The organism is Planktothrix pseudagardhii (genome assembly GCF_904830925.1).
Lineage (GTDB): Bacteria > Cyanobacteriota > Cyanobacteriia > Cyanobacteriales > Microcoleaceae > Planktothrix > Planktothrix tepida.
Genome location: NZ_LR882967.1, coordinates 1102434 through 1119320, shown reverse-complemented (window position 1 = coordinate 1119320; position 16887 = coordinate 1102434). Strand labels below are relative to the sequence as shown.

Genomic DNA, 16887 nt, shown 5'->3' with positions numbered 1-16887 from the left:
TAGATTAAGAAATTAATTCCTTAATTTTTGCTGGAGTTAATTCTTCTAACTGATTTAATACAATGGTTGCTCCCGCCTTTTCTAAGTTTTGCTGATACCCTTGACGACGTTCTAAATCAGCTTGTTGAATATGGGGCGGAAGCACCCCGACACCCACCCAAAAACGCTCAGGTTGGAGTTGTTTGGCTTGGGTGACAGTGTATAAATCTGCTACGGTATCCCCAACATAAAGAACGGGAGTTTGTTGATGTTCTTCGGTTTCTAATTCTGCAATCACTTCAAATAATCCTGTTGGGTCAGGTTTCCCCGGAACATCTTCCATCGCCCTTAAAACAATAGAACTTAAATTCAGTTTACCCTGCAAAACATAGAGAGCTTCATCTCGCATCGCCCCACTAAAGAAACCCCAAAGGATCTGATTTTCAGTCAAATTTTTAAAATAATTCGGGGTACAAAGTAAGGGTTCTGAGCAAATATAACCTGTCCATTCTTCGGGGTCTAGCCCTCGATAACGGGACTGGAAAAAATCGATTAGCTGTTGATAATTAAGGGAAATGTCAGTTCTTGTTTTCCCTTGGGCTTCAAAATAACGATAAACTAATTCTTGAGACGCTTCCCAATCATTATTCCAAATTCCCTCAGCTTTGAGATAATCAATATCGGTCAGGGTCGGACGATAGGCGCCGTTTGTAAACTGTTCGACGGTATCAGCAATAGCCCGTCGATAGGAACCTCCCACATCCCGAATGACTCCATCAATATCAAAAACAACAATAGCGGTTTTCATCATTGAGTCCGTTGAGCTTATGTCATGCTCAAGGCTACACCCGAACTGGGTACTCCGGCAAATCTCAATCAAAGTATTGGCGGATTTGGAAAAACATAAGGTATTATAGAGGATTGTAATATTTTTAATTAAGCCTGGGATAGACCTGGAGGTGTAATTGTCAAGGTTCGTACTAAAAGTTCTCTGGCTGGATGAGAATGTTGCGCTGGCGGTGGATCAAGTGGTGGGTAAAGGCACAAGTCCTTTAACCTCTTACTTTTTCTGGCCTCGCAACGATGCTTGGGAACAACTGAAAACAGAAATGGAATCCAAACGTTGGATTTCTGAAGGTGATCAAGTTGAGTTGCTCAATAAAGCAACCGAGGTGATCAATTATTGGCAAGAAGAGGGCAGAAATCGCCCCATGAGCGAAGCCCAAGGCAAATTTCCTGAAGTTATCTTCACCGGGAGTAGCTGATCTCCTTCTCGTTGATTTAATTTTTGATTGTGTGAAGTCTCCAACGCCATAGCGACTGCTGGGCGTTGGTTTTGCATGGATAAAATTTGCTGGGTTCCTTTGAGTTGCAGCTAACATAGAAATAAGCAAAAAAGCTTAGTCTTGTTTTTCCGCATAACCCAACGGAAAATAACAGGGACTGAACCATAGGAGATTTGGCGAAGAGGAAAACCTATGACGAGCACATCTCGAATTTCATACACCACAGAACAAAGTCTGGCGTGGATGCGGGGACTGTTAACCCTGGCTTGGGCGGATGGAAGTTTTGGCGAAGAAGAACATGAGTTAATTGATGCGTTAACCCATGATGAATTAGTCGCGGTCACGGATGTTGATAGTTTAGATCCCATTTCACCGGAGGAATTAGGGGCTGTTTTAGGAACCCATCCTAAACTGGCTGAAAACTTCCTGAGAACGGCGGTAATGGTGGCTTTAGCTGATGGGATTTATTCAATTTGTGAGGATGATTTACTCCATCAATTTTGTCAAGCGTTAAACCTGAAAATAGAAGCCTTAGATACCTTACGCAAAACCTTACAAGATTTATCCCAAATTCAATCGGGGGAGTTAGGGGAAATTTGCATAAGTCACAATAGCCATGATGATCATCATCTGGATGTTCTCTCTCCGGTTAAACATTGGTTAGATGACTTAGAAATTCATGATTCTAAAGTTGCCCATGCGGTGTGTAAATTAATTCCGCCTCAGTGTCCTTTTGAACGAGATCTCACCATATTTGGGCGCAAGATTGTTCATATTCCCCCGATGTGCAAATTGAATCCTTTATATGAACAATTTGTCGGGTTACGTTTCCGGGCGTTGTGTTATTTAGCAGATGAATGTCACGAAGATATCTCTAAATATTGTTAGGAAATAGCCGAAGGGAAAGTTGTATAGCACTACTTGAACAGGGAACAGGGAACAGGGAACAGGGAACAGGGAACAGTAAGCAGTGAATCCTTTTGCTGTATTTAGAAATGTCCTAACTGTAATGCGTAGCACTATAGTAGAGATGCGCTAAAAGCCTTGAAATAAATTTCAGGCTGTAGAGACGCGCCATGTAACCCCCTCTACGTCATCTAAAGATGACTGAAGGCTTGCCTTTCTTAACCCGTTTGAACGGGTTTGAGCTTTTAGCCCGAACTTTAGTTCAGGGCATTATGACTTAAGTAAAGACCAATACATGGCGCGCCTCCACTACATTCAGCAAACTATTCCCTGTTCCCTGTTCCCTGTTCCCTGTTCCCTATTCCCTACCCGAAAAATAGAGTTTAACCAAACACTTCATCTTCTATTCCTAACCACCATTCGCCCAAATTCATTAACTCTTGATGCAGTTGGGCTAACTCTTGAATATACTCTTCGTGGGAAATTTCAGATCGACGCTCTTGAAGCTTTTTTAAGCGCAATTGAACTAATAACCAAGGTTTAGAAATACTATCCGTGCTTTCAATATATCGGGCTAGTTCTTGACTATTCATAACTCGGATTTTAATCCATTAATCGGAAATTATAAACCGGGAATAGGGAAAAAATCATCCCTTCCCCACTCCCAGCTTTTCTATGATGCAGAAGCTAAATTGCTGGCTACAAAGTCCCAATTCACCAAGCTACTCAGGAAGTTGTCAATATAACCCGGTCTAGCGTTTTGGAAGTCGAGATAATAGGCGTGTTCCCAAACATCTAAGGTTAATAACGGAGTCGCCCCATCCACCATTGGGTTAGCCGCATTAGCCGTTTTGGTGACTTTCAGTTTGCCATTTTCCAGCACTAACCAAGCCCAACCACTCCCAAATTGAGTCGCCGCAGCGTTTTTGAATTCTGTTACAAATTTGTCAAACCCACCAAAATCGTGATTAATTTTGTTGGCTAAATCTCCTGTGGGTTCACCCCCCCCACCGGGTTTCATACAATTCCAGAAGAAAGAATGGTTCCACACCTGGGCGGCGTTGTTGAAGATTCCGACTTTGGCGGGGTCATTGGCCGTGGCTTTGATAATTTCTTCTAAGGATTTATTCGCCAGGTCAGTGTCTTTGATCAGATTGTTTAGATTCGTAACATAAGCTGCATGGTGTTTACCATAATGGTAGGAAAAGGTCTGCGCCGACATTTTGCTTCCTTCTAAAGCATCAGGAGCATAAGGTAAAGGCGGAAGTTCAAAAGCCATTGTGTTCTATCCTCTTTAAGTAGGTTCCAGTAACTCTAAACAAATCTTTACATCGTTTTGATTTTATATCAAAAATTACAAAATTTTGCGATTGTGCCTCGGATTTTCTGAGAAAATAGAGTTATCGTTGACTGTTGGCTATTGACGGTGAATGGTTGAGCCACTACTCAAATCTGCTTTGGCTCTTCTCGGCTCTAATATCGTTAAGATTTGTTACATTATTTTTATCCACCCTAATCCAACCTAATTGAGTCCGGCTTCCCCCAGAAACACCATGATTGAAGAGATGAGTAATAGCGAGCAACCGCCATTGGCAATGGATGTCCACCAGTTGCGGGAAGAGCAAGAATTAATTCTGAACCAGATTGATAATGCGATCGCTTTATTTAATTCTTCGCATCATTTAGTTTTATTTAATCAAAAATTAGCTGAAATTTGGGGATTATCTCTCAATTTTTTAACTCAACATCCTCCCTTAGAAAGGATTTGTTCAGAAGTGGTTGCTCAGGGCTATTGGAGTGAACAACAATGTCAGCAACTCACGGCTTGTTTACAGCAAACAGAAATTCCTAATTTATCTTTTTGTATTCAGCAAAGTAACGGCATTTATTTAGAAGTTGAAAGTACCTTAACTTCCCAGGGCGGTCGGTTATTCACGTTTCGAGATGTAACTTATTATCGAAATTCTCAAACCCACTTAAATACAGAAGTTCAGCGATTAAAATTTTTATTAGGGTTAAATGAACGTTTACAAGATTCTGATAATTTACAAGAGGTGGCTCAGTTTGCCTTGAATTATTTAGTTTCCGTTATCAATGCGGCTTTTGGGGATGTGAAAGTCATTTATGGAGAGGGAAGAAATCGCCAAGCTGAAACGATTATGAATCAAATTTCGGGTCAATTTATTGCCACCTATGGAGAACCTGCCATTGCTTTAATGCAGGAAATCTTAAAGGATGGAATTCCCTATGGTCAAGGTTTATTATGGGATGTGGTGGCAACGGGTCAACCTATTTTTGTGCAAAATTATGCTCAACATCCTAAATCCGTTCCTGCATTTCGCTCTCCCGGAATTGGTCAGTTAGGAATTTTCCCCATCCCGGCGACTAATGGAAATATTATTGGGGTTTTAACTTTAGAATCACGGGACTTAAATCGATTTCAACAATATCCTCAACGGGATATGTTAGATGCAGCTTGTCGGACGCTGGGTGCGGCGATTGAACGGACACAAGCACAAACTCGCCTGCGTCAAATTAACGAAGATTTAGAACGAGCTTCTCAACTAAAATCCGAGTTTTTGGCGTCCATGTCTCATGAACTGCGAACTCCCCTCAATAGTATTTTAGGGTTTTCCGACTTACTTAAACGCCAGATTGGAGGGACTTTAAATGAACGGCAACTGCATCACGTTCAACTGATTGAAAAAAGTGGTCAACATCTCTTACAACTGATTAATGATATTCTGGATTTATCCAAAATTGAAGCCGGAAAAACCGAACTTGATTTAACAATTGTCGATGTTCACCGCCTGTGTACTGAAGGCTTAAGAATGATGCAGCCTCGTGCTGACAAAAAACGGTTGGCGATGTCTTTAGAATTAGATTATCGATTCAATCAAGCCTTTTTAGATGAGCGACGGGTGCGACAAATTATTATTAATTTACTGTCTAATGCGGTGAAATTTACACCGGAGGGAGGAAGCATTAAACTCAGTGGATTTTTAGCTTATGGCAGCCAAATTGATCAAGATTATCGACCGGATTGTTCCCCAGTAAATTCCAGTACACCTTATCTTTGTTTAGAAGTAAAAGACTCAGGGATTGGGATTCCAGAAGAACGTTGGCATCTTTTGTTTCGTCCCTTTCAACAAGTAGATTCTTCTTTAACCCGTCGCCATGAAGGAACCGGATTAGGATTAGCATTAGTTAAACGACTGGCAGAGTTACATGGCGGCACGGTTTCCTTCCGTTCAACGGTGAATCAAGGCAGCTTATTTCGGGTGTGGTTGCCTTTAACAGAAATGCGTGAAGAATTAAGTCTGAATCGGCAACCTCAAGCTTTATCTAAAGATCAAAAATCTGATGCTTCTGATAGTTCTAATCTGAATTATCCCAATATTCCTCGAATTTTAGTCGTGGAAGATCAACCCTTTAATCAATTATTAGTTTCTGAAATTTTAGAGTTAGAGGGATATCGAGTTGAATTAATTAGTGATGGTCAAACTATGTTAGAAGCCATTCATTCTCCCCTAGTAACTGAAAAATCCTTACCCGATTTAATTTTAATGGATGTGCAGTTACCAGAGATAGATGGGATAGAACTGATGCGTCAACTTCAAAACCATTCTCTGTGGCAATCTGTTCCGATTATTGCGCTGACAGCAATGGCAATGGCAGGCGACCGAGAACGCTGTTTAGCTGCGGGTGCATCTGCCTATTTAAGTAAACCTTTAGATTTAGACTTAATGCTGTCTCTGGTGAAATCTTTTCTGGGGTCTTCATCGAAGAGGGGATAGACAAAATCTATACAATGACGGATGAAAAGCAGGATTCTGATTCGTTGTAATGATAACATCAGGGTGATGTTCAGAGCGACCAGTTTTTTCTTGAGTTTTGCGGAAACCTAATATTAAAAGTAGGGGCAGCAACCTATCAGCAGGTTGGTTTTTTAAACGTTCAATTTTGATTAAAATTAATCTCATGTCCAACCCATCGCCGTGTATTCTTCTCGTCGATGACGAACCGATGAATCTCCGTTTATTAGAAAACTTACTGGCATCAGCAGGCTATCAAACCCAGTCAGCAACATCGGGAATAGAAGCCATACAGTTAACTCAAACCTGTATTCCTGATTTGGTTTTGTTAGATGTGATGATGCCAGAAATGAACGGATTTGAGGTTTGCCATTATTTTCGACAACAAGAATTCTTAAAAACCATTCCGATTATTTTTTTAACTGCTTTAGATGATGAAGAATCGAAATTGAAAGGAATGGAACAAATGGCAGATGATTATATTACTAAACCGTTTAAGAGTCGATTACTGTTAGCAAAAGTTGCGAATTTGCTTCAGTTACAAGAAATTCGCCAAGCTTCGCACCAGACTTTAATGAAGCGGCGGATTCAAGAAACTACAAAACGTCAACTTTCTGTAGCTTGGCAAATTAATGAAGATTTATCAGAAAAATTTCGTTTATTTGTTCCTGAACAATTTTTAAACCGCATCGCCCCTGAAGGGGTTGAATCGATTCGCTTAGGAAATGTTACCGAAGAAGAATTGACGATTTTATTTTGTGATATTCGAGATTTTACCGCCATTGCAGAATCCCAAAATCCTCAAGAAACCTTTGAATGGTTAAATGCTTTTTTTAATAAAATGAGTGGCTGTATTACCTCCCATCATGGATTTATTGATAAATATTTAGGGGATGCCATCATGGCTGTTTTTGACCGACCTCAATTACAAAGCCAGGATGCACTTAACGCTGCATTAATGATGAAAAAAAGTTTACAAGAATTTAATCATCCTCACTTTAAAAAAAGGCAACATCCGATAAACATTGGGATTGGAATTCATACCGGAAAGGGAATGATTGGGACATTAGGTTCAGAAGAGAGAATGGATTCAACGGTGATTGGAGATGTTGTTAATACCGCTTCTCGATTGGAAGGACTCACGAAAGTCTATGGTTGTACGATTATTGTAAGTCAATCGACTTTAGAACACCTGAATAAAGCAACAACTTGGGTGGAGACCGTTTCGGATTCCTTAGTTACTCAATACCCTGTAACACCTGATTTATTTTATTGGCGGTGGATTGATTGTGTTATCCCTAGAGGGAAACAAAATGCGATTGAAATTTATGAACTTTTGGGAACTCTTTCCTCCGCCTTTTCCACCTCAGAAGTTTTAATTTTATCACAATTTGATCAGGGAATTCAAGCGTGGAAAAACCAAAACTATGAAGAAGCATTAGGATATTTCCAAACCGTTCTACAACATAACCCCAACGATACCATTACCTCTTTATATATTCAACGTTGTCATGAGCAATTAGGGTTAACCGTTTCGAGTTAAAGCAAGATGGGGAAAAAGATTACATAGCACTACACAGTACAGTTAGTACACGTCTAAATCCAGCAAACCCTTTCACTCCTTACTGTTCCCTGTTCCCTGTTCAAATAGCACTATAACACTTCTTTTAAGTTATGAGTTGCATCACTGAGTTTTGCACTTCCGTTTTTAATTTGGTTGACACCGAGAGCCGTTTCATTAGCACCTCGTGTGAGATTATTCATAGCTTGATTAACCTGTTGAATAGCGACGGCTTGCTGTTTAGATGTTAAGGCAATTTGTTGACTACTTTCAACGATTTGTTCCATTGATTTTGACACATCGGAAAAGACTTGAGCCGTTTGGTGAGCGACATGAACCCCAGATTCAACATTTTTTGTTCCTTCTTCAGTCACCACAACTGTTGTTTGAATCATCCGTTGAATATCATTGACTAAGGTATTAATTTTTTGGCTGGATTTTTGACTCGCATCGGAGAGTTTTCTAATTTCAGACGCGACAACAGCAAATCCCTTTCCATGTTCTCCAGCGCGTACCGCTTCAACGGCGGCGTTTAACGCTAACATATTGGTTTGATTTGATAAATCACTCACCACATCAGAAACACTACCAATTTGATGGGTTTGTTCACTTAACTGCACAATTTTTTCAGCAATAGATTCTACTTTGATTTTCAGGGTTTCCATTTCTTGTAACGCTTTTTGAATGGCGACTGTCCCCTGTTCTACCCGAATTAAGGCTTGTTGAGCCCCAAAAACAGCCCCTTCTGCTTGTTGAGAAGATTGTTGAGAGGAAGCACTTAATTCATCCATTGTTACGGTTGTTTCTTGAACTGAAGATAATTGTTGATTGGTAATCCGTTCTTGTTCATTAATTGTGGACACAATCTGACTGGAAAAGGAAGTCACAACCCCGACAACTTCCAAAATAGAATTGACTAATTTCTTTAACAGAATGACTCCCAAAAATACAAAAAATCCCCCAATCACAAAGGTAACAATTACAGCTATCCGAATAAACTGATTGATGGGTTCTAAAACAACAGATTTGGGCGTTTCATAGACTAAAATAAAAGGATTTTTGCGATTAACTGAATCGGGAAAGATGGTATTATAAGTCATAATTGAGTTAGATATATCTGTAATCAAGCCATTTCCTCCTGATAGCACTTGCTTAACAATAGGTTCTGAAAAATCATTTTTGAGATTATAATTTTTATTTAATTCAAACCCCCACTGTTTTTCGGGAAGGGGATGGCTTAAATAATATCCATCTTGATTAACTACAAAAAATTGTTGTTGCAATTCCGAACTTAAATTATCATTATCAGCAAGCTCAAACAACCGTTCAATTAAAATATTAGCAACTAAAACGCCTCGTTTCTCACCAGCTTGATTATAAATGGGAACTCCATACCGAACAATGGGTTTATAAGGAATTTCAATTTGATCATTCTCTCGACTCAAGTTTATAGGAGAAACATAAACTTGTCCTGGTTTTAAGCTTAAAGTTTCCCGAAAGTATTCTGATGAAGTTCTGTTTTTTAACTCTTTGCTGGGAACCACTATAACTTGACCATTAGCAACTTGGACTCTCACCAGTTCATTTCCATCTTCATCCAGATATCGTAATTGATCATAATAGGGACGATTTCTTAAGAACGAAGAAAAAATAATCGTTAATCGATTTATCCAGTTTTCATAGCTAGATTTATCTTGAGGATCAATCCCTTTGTTTTCCCGGGCTCTAACAATGCCTTGAATCGGGGGAGTTTCACTTAAATATAAAATATCAGATTTGAAATTGCTCATGAAAAGATTGATGGTTTCCCCACTATTTTGTTCCTCATTTTTCATCGAGCGAGCAACGGAATCAATTAGATATTGGCGGGAGTTAATAATATTGAATGAACTGACAGCAAGTACGGGAAAAAGAATACTGGCAATCAATAAATATAAAAACTTGTTTTGGGATTTTCCCGGCCATCGAAAGTTAAACATACGTTTTTTGGAACTGGATATTTTTGAAACCCTTTATGAGAGTATTATATCATAGTTTTCACTAACCTCTAAAAGTTTAAAAATTATTTACATCTGTTCTTATAACTCCCTTTTTTGTTAAACAACAAATGTAATAAAACCCACTTTAAAGCCTCTCTAGCTTAATTAAACATAAATTAATTGTCCAAAAATTAGCTAACAGAAGTTAAAATCAACAAATTACCTCAAAATTTGATAGCCACTTAGACTGAAACTGTAAATTAAAGTAAAGTTTGATACCCAAGCTATCGCTTTTGAGGGATAATCTAAACTGAGATATTTTTTATCTAAATTAGAGTTTTACACATGAATACTCCACTCTCGCCTCAGTGCCAAAATCTACAACATCAGGTTGAAGGCTTAGTCAAACTTCTGCATCAAGAACCGTCCCTGCGACAACAGGATATTACGGCGGTGCGTGCATCTTTGAATAAAGTAATCTCCCCCAAGTTTGAAATTGTGTTTGCGGGGGCGTTTAGTGCTGGAAAATCAATGTTAATTAATGCCCTTTTAGAACGGGAATTATTATATAGTGCAGAGGGACACGCCACCGGAACCGAATGTTATATTGACTATGCTGAACCGGATCAAGAACGGGTGGTTTTAACCTTTTTAAGTGAAGCCGAAATTCGCGAACAAGTCGCGGCTTTATGTCAGCTTTTGGGCTTAAGTTCTAATGTTAATATTAATCGCAATGATGTGATTGATTTGCTTTTAGAAGGCTGTGACAAAATTATTCAGCAAGAAGGAGGAGTTAATAAATCTGAACGGGCAAAACAAGCCAAAGCGTTAGATTTATTAATGAAAGGGTTTGTGGAAAACCGCGATCGCATTCACACCCTGAATAATGCGACTTATTCTATGGAACAGTTTAACTTTTCTAACCTCAAAGAAGCTGCCAGTTATGCCCGTCGAGGCAGTAATAGTGCAGTCTTAAAACGGATTGAATACTATTGCTATCATCCCCTATTACAAGATGGAAATGTCATTATTGACACCCCTGGAATTGATGCGCCTGTAGAGAAAGATGCTCAATTAACTTATCAGAAAATTGAGAATCCCGATACCTCGGCGGTGGTCTGTGTTTTAAAACCTGCATCGGCGGGAGAAATGACAATAGAAGAAACGGAACTCTTAGAACGAATTCGTCAAAATCCCAGTATCCGCGATCGCGTTTTTTATGTGTTTAATCGCATTGATGAAACGTGGTATAATGCCCAACTGCGTCAACGGTTAGATAACTTAATTTATTCGGATTTTCAGGATACCACCAGAGTCTATAAAACCAGTGGATTATTAGGGTTTTATGGAAGCCAAATTAAATCAACAACGGGACGCGATCGCTTTGGGTTAGATAGTATTTTTGCCGAAAGTATTAAAGGATTTGGGGGAGAAGAAGAAACCCCTCAATTTGTCTATGCTTTTAATAACTATTGTGGCAGTTCCCGCAAACTTCCGATTCAATTCCGAGTCACAATTAACGGGTTTGAATCTCCCAATCAAAACTATGTCAGGATTTTAGCAGATTGGGGACAACCCCTGATTGATCAGTTAATTAAAGATAGCGGAATTGAAGATTTTCGTACCGCCATTACTTACTATTTAACCCAAGAAAAACGTCCCCAACTGTTTAAGAATCTAGCCGATGATTTAGAAGATATTTGTATTCCTCTGCGGAAGTATTACGAATCAATTCAACGGGAATTAGACAGTCAACCGCGTGAAATTGAATCGATGAAAGCCCAGGAATTACAACTGCTGAATCAACAATTGCAAGAAGCTGGACAGGAATTTCGAGATCATATTGCGGAAGAAGTGAATCGAATTATTACCAGTAAATGTGATGGCTTTGAACAGGATTTTAATCAATTACAATCTCGGATGGTGAGGCGTTTAGATGAATTATTGGATAGTTTTTCTGTCAAAGAAGCTTATAGTCGTGCGACCTTCAGCCATCCTCGGAATGCAACTGCGCCGTTATTGGCGGTTTTAGTGGAAGCATTGTATTTTTTAGCGAACCAATTAGAGGATATTTTAGTGGAGGCGGTTCAATCTGTAAATGCAGGGTTTTTCCGTCGTTTAGTTGAACGAGTTCGCAAGACCGAATATTATCGCAAACTCAATCGTTTATTAGGGAATGATGGCGGAATAGAACTGCGGTTAAAACGGTTAGAAGAAGAGGTTAATCAAGCGTTAGTTGCGATGGCTAAAACGGAATGCGATCGCTATGTGCGAGAAAGTCCTAACTTTTATGATGAACGAACCTTTTCAATTTATCAATTTCGCCAAACTTTATTACAAACCTCATCCAGTTATGATATTAAAGCAATGCTCGATGCAGAACCTGCTATTCGTCAATTGTTGAAGTTAGATTTAGAACCTAAAGTTGCAGAAACGATTAATCAAACCTTCCGCCAAACGGTTAACCAAACCCTGAAAACTCAATTATTACCGATGACGGAAATTCAGGGGGAAGAAATTATGCAGCAATACAGTCAAGCGCGAGTTTATTTGGAGAATACCTTGGAACAGGAAGCGGAGGAGAAAATCAAAACGAATGCTCGATTTCAGTCTGAAGTGAATCAAAAAATAGAGGAATACAATCAATTTGTTTCAGCGATTAATAGTTGTTTACAGTCAATGCAACTATTTGAACATCTATTACCAACTATCTCTAATTCTAACATTAGTGATGAGCGTTTCGATTTTTAACGTTTAGACTCGTTACCTCTCTAAAAACCTGGTTTCTTCGAGAAACCGGGTTTTTGGAAAAACTGAATTTTAATGTATAGTTTTATCAGTAATTTAATGCTCAATCCACTAATATTTTTACATTGACAAAGTATTATCATAGTTATAAAATAAATTGATTGATATTTGATAAAATCACTAATCACCATGAGCGATGTTGTTTATTCAGAAAATTGTGAAGATTATGAAGTTTTATTGTTCGGAAATCATACTTGCCTTGTTGAAAAACTAAAACAAGATCTTGAGTGTGCTTTGAAAGATCGTGCAAATGACATTATAGAGTCAATTACTAGAAAACAATCTAATCAATCATTTTATGTGATTAAAGGTGACAGTCGTTATGATTGGCAATGGTTTGAAGAAGGAATAGAGTGTAAACTTTTAAAGTTAGGAGTGAAGGAATGGCAACCCGGAACACTGAAATTCAAAGTTACTCTCCAATTTTGTCCAGAAGAACCGGAAGAAGATGAAGTTGATGATGAGGAAGAAATTAATAAAATGGATGAAATGACAAAATCCTTAGATGATTATGAAGTTCTATGGTTTGGAAATCATACTTGTCTTGTTGAAAGACTAAAACAAGATCTTGAGTGTGATTTGAAAGATCGTGCAAATAGCATTATAGAGTCAATTACTAGGAAACAATCTAATAAATCATTTTATGTTATTAAAGATGACCTTCGTTATGATAAACAATGGTTTGAAGAAGGAAAAGAGTGTAAAATTTTAAAGTTAGGGGCGAAGGAATGGCAACCCGGAAAAGTTAGAATTAAAGTTACTCTCGAATTTTGTCCCGATGAACCGGAAGAAGTAGAAGTTCAAGAGGAAGAAAAAATAGACGAAATGGATAAAGTAGCAAAATCCTTAGATGATATTCGTCAAAAATTAAACCAACAAAATAATAGTTAAATAGAAATAGGGTTTCTTCATGAGATATCTTAGTTTTACCCTCTATATAGCAAGTCTAAATTAGTTGTAGAAATGACTTAAAATCCAATTCATCGTAAGGGCGAGGCGCGCCTAAAGTTCGTCAAAAATCACGCTAAAAGCCTTGAAATAAATTTCAGGCTAAAAGCTCAAACCCGTTAAAACGGGTTAATGATCTTAGTCATCTTTAGATGAGTTTAGCTATTAGCCCGAACTTGAGTTCAGGGCATTATGACTTAATTTTAACAAAAACATGAACAACACAGCCAAAGTATACACCTTATATTTTGCAATTGACGATATTATAACTTCAATGTGCAATATTATTAATCATCGACAAAATTCAAAAAAAGTTAATAGCGATGAACTGTTTAATAAATTATGGACTAAGGGTAGAAATAAATATTCTGAGCTAAACTATGATCTAGTAGCCGAAATTGGAATAGCAAATTTTAAAGCAGAACAAGAATTTGGCAGAATTGCATCAGTTATCGATAATGCTTTAGGAAAACTGGAAAATGATCAGAATTGCTACTTTATTTACTGTCTGTGGTTTGCCTTAAATATTGCTATTGTTGAGTATTCTTTTGTCAACCCATCAGTCAACCAACATAACCTATATTTGGAGATAGAAAATCAGTTAAGATTAGCTCATGAGAAATATCTTTTGTCGTCCCAGTCAAGTCTGGAAAAGTGGCAGAATATTGAGGCGATAGTCAAATCAAAGTTGGGAAATTTTTAAAAGAGTTTTCAGTAAGGCTAGAAGATAATTATTTGAGAAAGGGTAAGTATATAAGCTGATTTTTTTATCATAGAACATGATCTATAATAAAAAAATAGAAGCTTGATTACAGGATGGTTAAATTAATGAAACCTACCCCCAGAATTGTCATTCCTCAAGAAGTTAGAAGATATGTATTTTTACGAGATAATTATCAATGTAAAAGCTGTGGTAAAACCGAAAATGAAACCCAACTGACAATGGATCATATTATCCCATTAGCAAAAGGAGGGTCTAACGATATTAGTAATTTACAAACCTTGTGTTCTCAATGTAATCAGAAAAAGAAAGCTGATTTTGATCCGCGTTTCAAGCGAAACTTTACAATTTAAGAATTTAAACTAAAAATGTTATAATAGTAGAATTAAACGACCGAGTTAGGGATTTTTATTTCTACAAATGATAAATCCTCTGAGAAAAAAACTGCATTACTTAGTTGATCAGATCTCCGAAGAAGACTTAGGAAAAGCCTGGAAATCCTTGCAAACCCTGTTTTATGATACCTATATGCTCAAAGCGATTCAAGAAGCCAAGGAAACTCTAACACCAGGAGACTCCTTAACCTATGATGAAGCCCTAGAACTGTTGCATTTTGAGTATAGTAGACCCAGTGCCTCTCATTCAGAACATCACCATCCCACCTATCGTCCTATTCCCCAAATGAATGACTGAGTAACCCCATCGTGACGCTTGATGTCCGCTATGGTCGATCTTTTATTCATGACCTAATAAGCTTAGAACCATCCGCTTATTCTAAGGTCTATCATTTTGTCTTTGTTGAATTTAAACAGATTAAAACTCTCAAAGACTTACCCGAACTTAAGCCATTAGGTTCAAGTGCTATTTTTTATCGCTTTACTTTAGAAAATTATTTAATTGGAATAGAAGTAACCGGTCAAATTGTTAAATTCGTCCGAATTCTACCCAAACCCAAGATTTAGAGTAGAAGCAGGGGGAGACAAGCAACCCTCAACCGCCCCTACTTTATTACAAACTGTTAAGGTGTATTGCAAAGCGTCACAACTGACGGGGGAGAAATGGTTTCCAGGTGAGTGTCCGTGATACCATCACAAATTAGTAAAAAGACGAGATAGATTGGGAGAAGACCGTTGACACTACGGGTTGCTGTTGTTGGTTCTGGCCCTGCGGGTTCTTCCGCAGCCGAGACGCTAGTTAAAGCAGGCATTGAAACCTACCTGTTTGAACGGAAGCTGGATAACGCCAAACCCTGTGGTGGGGCGATCCCGCTTTGTATGGTGAGTGAGTTTGACTTACCTGCTCATGTCATTGATCGGCGGGTGAGAAAAATGAAAATGATCTCTCCCTCGAACCGTGAGGTTGATATTTTCATTGAAAAAGAAGACGAATATATTGGAATGTGCCGTCGGGAAATTCTCGATGGGTTTATGCGCGATCGCGCCGTCTCTCTAGGGACAATTTTAATAAATGGTACTGTTCATCAATTAGAAATTCCTAAAACCAGTTCCGAGCCTTATGTGATTCATTATCATGATCATGCAACGGCTGAAGGTGGCGTGGGTACACCCAAAACCCTAGAAGTGGATGTGGTGATCGGGGCGGATGGAGCTAACTCCCGCATTGCTAAAGCCATTGATGCTGGGGATTATAATTATGCGATCGCCTTCCAAGAACGCATCCGTATCCCTGAAGATAAAATGGCCTATTATGAAGATCGGGCGGAAATGTACGTTGGTAACGACGTTTCCCCAGACTTCTACGCCTGGGTATTCCCCAAATATGATCACGTTGCGGTGGGAACTGGAACCATGAAACCCAACCAAGCGCTGATCAAACAATTGCAAGCGGGAATTCGCGCCCGGGCAGCGAGCCGCATCGAAGGCGGTAAGATTATTAAAGTAGAAGCTCACCCCATTCCCGAACATCCCCGTCCTCGTCGGGTTGTGGGACGAGTGGCGTTAGTCGGAGATGCCGCCGGAACAGTTACGAAGTCCTCTGGAGAAGGCATCTATTTCGCCGCCAAGTCAGGGCGGATGTGTGCCGAAACCATTGTGGAACGGAGTAATAGTGGTAAACGCATTCCCACAGAAGCCGATCTGAAGGAATATATCAAACTCTGGGATAAGAAATATGGCATTACTTATCTGGTGTTAGATATTCTGCAACGAGTCTTCTATCGCACGGATGCGACCCGTGAAGCTTTTGTAGAGATGTGTGCGGATAGGGATGTGCAGAAGTTAACTTTTGATAGCTATCTGTACAAAACCGTTGTTCCGGCCAACCCTCTAATTCAGATGAAGATTACAGCAAAAACCCTGGGGAGTTTGTTACGCGGAAGTGCATTAGCGCCGTAATCAGTCATCAGTCATCAGTCATCAGTGTAGAGACGTGCCATGGCGCGTCTCTATCTATGAGTTAAGAGTTAAATGATAACTTCTTTTCTTGACTAATAACTGATAACGGATAGCTGATAACTGATTATAAGGAGAATTTAGTATGAGTTTAACAAACCCGTCAGAAGAACAACTCAATGCGACGGATATTTTGGAATTAGTTCAACAAGAAAAAACAGCTACCTTGAGTCATTTGGTTTCAAGTGTTGTCCATGAAATTAATAATCCGTTAGGGTGTATTGCCGGAAATATTACTTATATTAAAGATTATGTCAAAGATTTATTAAATTTAATTGAACTGTATCAAGAACATTATCCCGATCCTGTTAGTGAAATTGCTGATGAAATTGATGCGATTGATTTAGAGTATTTAACGGAAGATGTGCCGAAATTGTTATCGGCTATGGAAAATGGAGCAGAACGTTTACATCAAATTAGTAAGCTGTTAAGCATCTAAATAGGGTATAATGAAAAACCAAGTTTAGAAAAAT

At 38.7% G+C, this 16887-nt stretch carries 16 protein-coding genes; 12 read left to right on the top strand and 4 right to left on the bottom strand.

Annotated features, from left to right (window positions below):
• Positions 1-4 precede the first annotated feature (4 nt).
• A complete protein-coding gene (locus NMK36_RS04790; protein ID WP_254175159.1) occupies positions 5-787 on the bottom strand; it encodes a TIGR01548 family HAD-type hydrolase in 783 nt (260 codons plus the stop codon).
• Between the two features lie 157 nt (positions 788-944).
• On the opposite strand from NMK36_RS04790, the gene NMK36_RS04785 reads away from it, so the two are divergent.
• Positions 945-1244: a 30S ribosomal protein PSRP-3 gene (locus NMK36_RS04785; protein ID WP_072720109.1), complete on the top strand. Its 300-nt coding sequence runs from the start codon at positions 945-947 to the stop codon at positions 1242-1244.
• A gap of 213 nt (positions 1245-1457) precedes the next feature.
• Positions 1458-2153, top strand: coding sequence for a Mo-dependent nitrogenase C-terminal domain-containing protein (locus NMK36_RS04780; RefSeq protein WP_072720110.1), 696 nt, complete (start codon positions 1458-1460; stop codon positions 2151-2153).
• Between the two features lie 401 nt (positions 2154-2554).
• On the opposite strand, the gene NMK36_RS04775 is transcribed toward NMK36_RS04780, so the two are convergent.
• Together NMK36_RS04775 and NMK36_RS04770 are read right to left on the bottom strand one after the other, a co-directional pair.
• Complete coding sequence (locus tag NMK36_RS04775; protein WP_072720111.1) at positions 2555-2764, bottom strand: hypothetical protein; 210 nt, start codon at positions 2762-2764, stop codon at positions 2555-2557.
• A gap of 80 nt (positions 2765-2844) precedes the next feature.
• Positions 2845-3450: a superoxide dismutase gene (locus NMK36_RS04770; protein WP_072720112.1), complete on the bottom strand. Its 606-nt coding sequence runs from the start codon at positions 3448-3450 to the stop codon at positions 2845-2847.
• 286 nt (positions 3451-3736) lie between these two features.
• Here NMK36_RS04770 and NMK36_RS04765 point away from each other — a divergent pair, with 286 nt between their 5' ends.
• A complete protein-coding gene (locus NMK36_RS04765) occupies positions 3737-5968 on the top strand; it encodes an ATP-binding protein (RefSeq protein ID WP_438822814.1) in 2232 nt (743 codons plus the stop codon).
• A gap of 184 nt (positions 5969-6152) precedes the next feature.
• Positions 6153-7529 (top strand): response regulator, encoded by a 1377-nt coding sequence (locus tag NMK36_RS04760; protein ID WP_254173097.1) that lies wholly within the window; start codon positions 6153-6155, stop codon positions 7527-7529.
• A 110-nt stretch (positions 7530-7639) separates the two neighbouring features.
• On the opposite strand, the gene NMK36_RS04755 is transcribed toward NMK36_RS04760, so the two are convergent.
• Positions 7640-9526 carry a methyl-accepting chemotaxis protein gene (locus tag NMK36_RS04755; protein ID WP_254173096.1) on the bottom strand — a complete coding sequence of 629 codons (1887 nt, stop codon included), beginning with the start codon at positions 9524-9526 and terminating at the stop codon, positions 7640-7642.
• A gap of 345 nt (positions 9527-9871) precedes the next feature.
• Here NMK36_RS04755 and NMK36_RS04750 point away from each other — a divergent pair, with 345 nt between their 5' ends.
• The 8 genes from NMK36_RS04750 to NMK36_RS04715 all read left to right on the top strand — a co-directional run bounded on the left by NMK36_RS04750 (position 9872) and on the right by NMK36_RS04715 (position 16853).
• A complete protein-coding gene (locus NMK36_RS04750; protein WP_254173095.1) occupies positions 9872-12277 on the top strand; it encodes a dynamin family protein in 2406 nt (801 codons plus the stop codon).
• Positions 12278-12463: 186 nt separating this feature from the next.
• Entirely contained in the window at positions 12464-13225 is a 762-nt protein-coding gene (locus NMK36_RS04745) for a KGK domain-containing protein (RefSeq protein ID WP_254173094.1), read from the top strand.
• Positions 13226-13496: 271 nt separating this feature from the next.
• Complete coding sequence (locus NMK36_RS04740) at positions 13497-13985, top strand: hypothetical protein (RefSeq protein WP_254173093.1); 489 nt, start codon at positions 13497-13499, stop codon at positions 13983-13985.
• Positions 13986-14110: 125 nt separating this feature from the next.
• Complete coding sequence (locus tag NMK36_RS04735) at positions 14111-14356, top strand: HNH endonuclease (RefSeq protein ID WP_254173092.1); 246 nt, start codon at positions 14111-14113, stop codon at positions 14354-14356.
• Between the two features lie 67 nt (positions 14357-14423).
• Positions 14424-14696 (top strand): hypothetical protein, encoded by a 273-nt coding sequence (locus NMK36_RS04730; RefSeq protein ID WP_072720120.1) that lies wholly within the window; start codon positions 14424-14426, stop codon positions 14694-14696.
• A gap of 11 nt (positions 14697-14707) precedes the next feature.
• Complete coding sequence (locus NMK36_RS04725) at positions 14708-14965, top strand: cytotoxic translational repressor of toxin-antitoxin stability system (protein WP_072720121.1); 258 nt, start codon at positions 14708-14710, stop codon at positions 14963-14965.
• A gap of 168 nt (positions 14966-15133) precedes the next feature.
• A complete protein-coding gene (gene chlP / locus NMK36_RS04720; protein ID WP_072720122.1) occupies positions 15134-16357 on the top strand; it encodes a geranylgeranyl reductase in 1224 nt (407 codons plus the stop codon).
• Between the two features lie 142 nt (positions 16358-16499).
• Positions 16500-16853, top strand: a complete 354-nt coding sequence (locus NMK36_RS04715) for a histidine kinase dimerization/phospho-acceptor domain-containing protein (RefSeq protein ID WP_254173091.1) — start codon at positions 16500-16502, stop codon at positions 16851-16853.
• Positions 16854-16887: the final 34 nt, after the last annotated feature.